Raw genomic sequence first — 6,167 nt, 5'->3', positions numbered from 1 at the left:
ACCCACGACCCCGCACCACCCCACAGGCCCTACACCGCCCGCAGCGACTGCACCCCCACCACCAACTCACGCACCACACTCACCCCGTCCAGCGTCAGCACCGACTCCGGATGGAACTGCACCCCCGCGAACCCGGCACCCCGCAGCGCGTGCACCTCCCCACCCCCACCACGGCTGACCTCGACGCCCCGCGCCGCCAGCTCCCCGGCCTCCGCGTCGTCGCACCGGGCCACGAAGCTGTTGTAGAACCCCACGGTCTCGGGCCGCCCGAACAGATCGATCTCCGTCTGCGCCCCCTGGTACGGCACCTCCTTCCGCACGATCTCCAGCCCCAACTCCGCCGCGATCAGCTCGTGCCCGAGACACACCCCGAGCACCCCGTACCGATGCCCCCGCAGCACCTCGGCGGTCAGCGACCGCAGGAACCCCATCTTGGGGTCGTCCCCGTCCGACGGATTCCCGGGCCCGGGCCCCAGCACGACCACGCCCTCGTGCGCGAGCACAGCCTCCCGCAGCCCCGGCTCGTCGTACCGCCGCACCGTCACCTCCAGCCCCGACGACCGCAGCAGATGCGCGAGCATCGCCGTGAAGGTGTCCTCGGCGTCGACGACCAGAGCGTGCCCGGTCAGTTCGCCCGTCCGCTCCCGCATCCGCAGCCAGAACGGCGCCAGCGAGGCCCGCCGCCCGTCCAGCGCGGCCCGCACCCGGGGATCCTCGGCCAGCCCCGGCCGCACCCGCTCCCGCCCCGGCCGTCCGGGCCGTACCCCCAGCGCCGCCAGCACTCCCGCCGCCTTCGCATGGGTCTCGGCGACCTCGCTCGCGGGGTCCGACCCCCGCACCAGGGTGGCCCCCACCGGCACCTTCAGGCGTCCGTCCGCCGCGATGTCGGCCGTACGGATCAGGATCGGCGAGTCCAGCGTCTGCGCTCCACCCGCGTCACGCCCCAGCAGCGCCAACGCCCCGGCGTAGTACCCGCGCCCCACACCGTCCCGCCCGAGGGGCTCGTACCGCTCGATCACCCGGCACGCGTTCTGCACCGGCGACCCGGTGACCGTCGCGGCGAACATCGTCTCCCTCAGCACCTCCCGCACATCCAGCGAGGACCGCCCGCGCAGCTCGTACTCGGTGTGCGCCAGATGCGCCATCTCCTTCAGCCGGGGCCCGACCACGACCCCGCCCATGTCGCCGACCGTGCACATCATCTTGAGCTCCTCGTCGACGACCATCGACAGCTCCTCGATCTCCTTGCCGTCGCCGAGGAAGGCCAGCAGATCCTCCGGGGTGGGGCCCTCGGCCGGATAGCGGTACGTCCCGCTGATCGGGTTCATCACGACCGTCCCGCCGGACATCCGCACATGCACCTCGGGGCTGGCACCGACGAGGGTGCGCTCCCCGGTGTGCACCACGAACGTCCAGTACGCCCCCCGCTCGCCCTCCAGCAGCCGCCGGAACAGCGCGAGCGCGTCGGCGCGGCCGAAGCCCGGGACCGTGCCCTCGTACGTCCGCCGGATCACGAAGTTGGCGCCCTCGCCCCGCCCGATCTCCTCGCGCAGCACCCGGCCGACGATCTCGGCGTACTCCTCGTCGCCCACGTCGAAGCCACCGCCCTCGACCCGGACGTCGTGCGCGGGCAACTGCGCGAGAGCCCGCTCCAGCGGCAGTTCGTACGACTCCTCCGGCACCAGCGCCGACAGGGGCGTCCCGTCGTCGCGGACGTCGAAGCCGCGTTCGCGGATCTGCCGGAACGGGACGAGCGCCAGCCCCTCGTCGGGGAGGTCGGCGAGACGCTCGTACGTCGTCACCGGGCCGATCAGCAGCTCCACCGTGTCGCGGTCGTGCAGGCCGGGGGTGCGGCGCCGCAACAGGGCGAACGGGCGGTCGTCGGACAGGAGCCGGGTCAGGTCCATGGGTTCCTCTTCCCTGGGGGATCACGGTCGTCGTGGCGAGTCGTGGTGATCGAGAGGAACGGCCAGGCCCTGGAAACACCGAAGGCCGCCCCTCGGGCGGCCTTCGCGAAGTCTTGCGTACGCGCAGTCAGTGGGCCGCCGGATGAGCGGTCCACCACCAGTTCTGGGTCGAGTGCGCGAACATGCGCCGCACCTTACCGGAGAAACTCCGGAAACTCACATGATCGACACCTGGTGGTCGGCTTAGGATCACGCGTGCCACTCATACCGAGAACGCGACCCCTGGCCCTCGTGGCGGCGACGGCCGCCCTGCTCGCCGGACTGACCGGACAACCCGCCTCGGCCGCCGAGGAGCCGACCACCACCCGACTGGCGCTCGCCGGTGACCTGTTCAGGATGACCGACACGAGCACCGTGACGGCCGCGACCACCCTCGCCGGCCGGCTGACCGACGCCGACCTCGACGAGGTCGTCACCACCGAGTACACGACGGACTCGGCGGGGGCGGCCGACCCCGGCATGAACCTGGGCTCGATGCGCGCCTGCACCGGCGACGAGACCAAGGCGCTGCCGCCGGTGGACCGGAAGATCGCCTGGTGCTGGTCCTCCGCGCTCGGTGACGACACCACACCCCGCTGGTGGCCCCAGGGCATGAGCACCACCGGCACCGCCGACGGGGCGGACGGGGCGATCCAGGGCAGGAGCGTCACGGCGGTCGCCTGGCACTACAAGACCTTCCGAACCGACGCGACGGGCACGGTCGAGCCGGCCGACAAGTGCCGCACCAACAACCTGCTCAGGCTCTCCTTCATCGACCGCGACACACTCAAGTACCGCCACGTCCTGCTCGTCGAGCCGACCTCCGGCGGCCAGAACTTCAAATTCGTCACCGGCCACGGCGGCGGCATCGTCTGGTACGCCAACCACCTCTACGTCACCGACACCACCGGCGGCATCCGCGTCTTCGACGTCAACAAGCTGAGCAAGGTCGACACCTACGGCTCCGGGCTCAACACCTACGGCGTCGACAGCGTCTCCGGCCGGTCGAGCGCCTGCGGCCACCCGTACGTCCTGCCGCAGACCCACTACTACAAGCAGGCCTCCCCACCGCCCTCCGGCGGCTGCGACAGCGACGCCGTCGACGGGACCCCCGACCCCGACTCGCTCTGCTACTCCTGGCTCTCCCTCGACAAGAGCGGCGGCAGCCCGTACAAGCTGGTCGCCGGTGAGTGGTACGGCGGCGCCGCGGGCGCCCGGATCGTGCGCTACCAGCTCAATCCGACCAGCGCCTCGACCTATCCGGGACTGCTGAACATGTCCGGCGGCAAGACGGTGATCCAGGACGCGTACGCGGCGACCCGCTATGTCGGGCTGCAGGGCGGCATGACCTGGACCGACGACACCGGGCTGCTGAACTTCGCCTTCCACAAGGGCTGCGCCCTCCAGCCCGCCGTGTTCTCCCGCACCTGGGCCGGCGACACCCGCGCCCCGACGCCCTGCAACGTCACGGTCGGCGGCCTGCCCCACGCGAGCGGCAACTGGGCGGTCGGCACCCCCCAGGCCCTCAGCCACTGGCCGAGGCTCGGCACGGCACGCGTGGACGAGCTGTGGGGGCTCACGGAACACATCTGCGCCGGTACCGCCCTGCGGGCGAGCTTCCCGTACGAGTTCGAGGCCGTGGAGGAGGCCGACGAGCGGCGGAACGCCTGCGACGGCTACCGGGGGGAGGCCAACCTCTCCCTGCGCACGGTCTTCGCCGTCGGCTTCGACGACCCGGCGGTCATGGATCTCCACTGAGGCGTCCCCGGCGCGCCCGAGGACCCCGCTCAGACCGAGCGGGGTCCGTCTCACTTGATGAGCACGGGGATGGACGCCCGACATGACCCCGTAATGTGGACGTCGTGACCGTGAACGCTAAGTCCAGCGCGAGCGCTGGCAACACCTGGCGAGACCTGCCCGCGGCGCAGCAGCCCGAGTACCCCGACACCGAGGCTCTGCGCGCAGTCGTTGCGGAGCTCGAGTCGTATCCGCCGCTCGTCTTCGCGGGCGAGTGCGACCAGCTGCGCGCCCGGATGGCGTCCGTCGCCAAGGGAGAGGCGTTCCTCCTCCAGGGCGGCGACTGCGCCGAGGCCTTCGACGCCGTGTCGGCCGACCACATCCGCAACAAGCTGAAGACGCTGCTCCAGATGGGCGCGGTCCTCACGTACGCGGCCTCCGTGCCGGTCGTGAAGGTCGGCCGGATCGCCGGGCAGTACTCCAAGCCCCGCTCCAAGGGCACCGAGACCCGTGACGGCGTGACCCTGCCGACGTACCGCGGTGACTCGGTCAACGGCTTCGACTTCAACGAGGCCGCCCGTGTCCCGGACCCCGAGCGCCTGAAGCGGATGTACCACGCCTCCGCCTCCACGCTGAACCTGGTGCGCGCCTTCACCACCGGCGGCTACGCCGACCTGCGCCAGGTGCACGCCTGGAACCAGGACTTCGTGAAGTCGTCCCCGTCCGGCCAGCGCTACGAGCAGCTCGCCCGCGAGATCGACAACGCGCTGAACTTCATGCACGCCTGCGGGGCCGACCCGGAGGAGTTCCGCACCGTCGAGTTCTTTTCCTCGCACGAGGCGCTGCTGCTCGACTACGAGTCGGCGCTCACCCGCGTGGACTCGCGCACGGGCCAGCTGTACGACGTCTCGGCGCACATGGTGTGGATCGGCGAGCGCACCCGGCAGCTGGACCACGCGCACATCGAGTTCGCCTCGCAGATCCGCAACCCGATCGGGATCAAGCTCGGCCCGACGACCACGGCCGAGGACGCGCTGCGGTACATCGAGCGCCTGGACCCGGACCGGGAGCCCGGCCGGCTCACCTTCATCGTGCGCATGGGCGCGGACAAGGTCCGTGACAAGCTGCCCGAGCTGGTGGAGAAGGTCACTGCCTCCGGTGCGACCGTGGCCTGGGTGAGCGACCCGATGCACGGCAACACCTTCGAGGCGGCCTCCGGCCACAAGACCCGCCGCTTCGACGACGTGCTCGACGAGGTCAAGGGCTTCTTCGAGGTCCACAAGGGCCTGGGCACCCACCCGGGCGGCATCCACGTGGAGCTCACCGGCGACGACGTCACCGAGTGCGTGGGCGGCGGCGACGAGATCTTCGTCGACGACCTGCACCAGCGCTACGAGACCGCGTGCGACCCCCGGCTCAACCGCAGCCAGTCGCTGGACCTGGCGTTCCTGGTCGCGGAGCTCTACCGGGACTAGTAGCAGATCAACAGTGGGTGTGCCTGTTACGCAGGCATGACGTGGGGCGCGGATCACATACGATCCGCGCCCCACTCCACTTTTGCGGTTCCAGCCTGCCGGGTAAGGTTAGGTTAGCCTCACCGATCATCGGGACGGCGCCACCTATCGATCCCGGCGGGAGGTGAACCGCGTGTTCGTCTGCAGTTGCTTCGGCATCACCGAGCAGCAGGTCAAGAAGCATGCGGCGGACGGCGCCTGCACCCCTCGCCAGATCGCGTCCGCCTGCAAGGCGGGCACGGACTGCGGCTCGTGCGTCCGGCGGATCCAGGCGATCCTCGGCAGGGGCGCGTGCCCGCGCCGTGAGTCGGCCGACCAGGGCGAGTCGGTCTTCACCGAGCTTGAGGAAGCGGCCTGACTCAGCCCTCGGGCTGCTCGATCAGCTGCGCGATGTAGAGCGCCTCACCGAGCTTCTCCAGCAGTTCCAGCTGGGTGTCCAGGTAGTCGATGTGGTGCTCCTCGTCCTCGAGGATCGACTCGAAGATGTTCGCGGAGGTGATGTCGCCCTTGTTGCGCATCACCTCGATACCGCGCTTGAGGCGGTCGATCGCCTCGACCTCGATCTGCCGGTCGGCCTCGAACATCTCCTTGACCGTCTGGCCCACCCGGACGTGGAACAGTCGCTGGTAGTTCGGCAGCCCGTCCAGGAACAGGATCCGGTCGGTGAGCACCTCCGCATGCTTCATCTCGTCGAACGACTCGTGCCGCGTGTACTTCGCGAGCTTCGTCCAGCCGAAGTTCTCCTGCATCTTGGCGTGCAGGAAGTACTGGTTGATCGCGGTGAGCTCAGCGGTCAGCTGCTCGTTGAGGAATTCGATGACCTCGGGGTCGCCCTGCATCGCAGAGGCTCCTTCCAAGCGGGGGAACTGGGAGGTTGCGCCGCGATGATTGCACCGCTGCCGAAGATCGTCCAGTAAGTGCAAGCTTAGTAAGTAAGTGCAGCCTTAGTTCTAAATGTCCGAGTCGGGTG

The 6,167-nt window shown here is 69.9% G+C and carries 6 protein-coding genes; 3 read left to right on the top strand and 3 right to left on the bottom strand.

The genetic code is table 11. The features are described from left to right. Window positions 1-29 precede the first annotated feature (29 nt). Window positions 30-1,907: an anthranilate synthase family protein gene (locus RM704_RS20110; protein ID WP_033528148.1), complete on the bottom strand. Its 1,878-nt coding sequence runs from the start codon at window positions 1,905-1,907 to the stop codon at window positions 30-32. A gap of 127 nt (window positions 1,908-2,034) precedes the next feature. Next, window positions 2,035-2,091 (bottom strand): trp operon leader peptide, encoded by a 57-nt coding sequence (locus RM704_RS45175; protein ID WP_071528813.1) that lies wholly within the window; start codon window positions 2,089-2,091, stop codon window positions 2,035-2,037. Between the two features lie 71 nt (window positions 2,092-2,162). On the opposite strand from RM704_RS45175, the gene RM704_RS20105 reads away from it, so the two are divergent. The 3 genes from RM704_RS20105 to RM704_RS20095 all read left to right on the top strand — a co-directional run bounded on the left by RM704_RS20105 (window position 2,163) and on the right by RM704_RS20095 (window position 5,555). Continuing rightward, window positions 2,163-3,704 (top strand): hypothetical protein, encoded by a 1,542-nt coding sequence (locus RM704_RS20105; RefSeq protein WP_311590942.1) that lies wholly within the window; start codon window positions 2,163-2,165, stop codon window positions 3,702-3,704. A gap of 104 nt (window positions 3,705-3,808) precedes the next feature. Beyond that, complete coding sequence (locus RM704_RS20100; protein WP_033528217.1) at window positions 3,809-5,158, top strand: class II 3-deoxy-7-phosphoheptulonate synthase; 1,350 nt, start codon at window positions 3,809-3,811, stop codon at window positions 5,156-5,158. Window positions 5,159-5,321: 163 nt separating this feature from the next. Next, entirely contained in the window at window positions 5,322-5,555 is a 234-nt protein-coding gene (locus RM704_RS20095; RefSeq protein WP_033528147.1) for a (2Fe-2S)-binding protein, read from the top strand. A 1-nt stretch (window position 5,556) separates the two neighbouring features. On the opposite strand, the gene bfr is transcribed toward RM704_RS20095, so the two are convergent. Continuing rightward, a complete protein-coding gene (bfr, locus tag RM704_RS20090; RefSeq protein WP_033528146.1) occupies window positions 5,557-6,036 on the bottom strand; it encodes a bacterioferritin in 480 nt (159 codons plus the stop codon). Window positions 6,037-6,167 lie beyond the last annotated feature (131 nt).

The organism is Streptomyces gottesmaniae (assembly GCF_031845845.1).
Classification (GTDB): domain Bacteria; phylum Actinomycetota; class Actinomycetes; order Streptomycetales; family Streptomycetaceae; genus Streptomyces; species Streptomyces akebiae.
The sequence above is the reverse complement of the archived record's forward strand: the minus strand, read 5'-3'. Positions and strand labels throughout refer to the sequence as shown.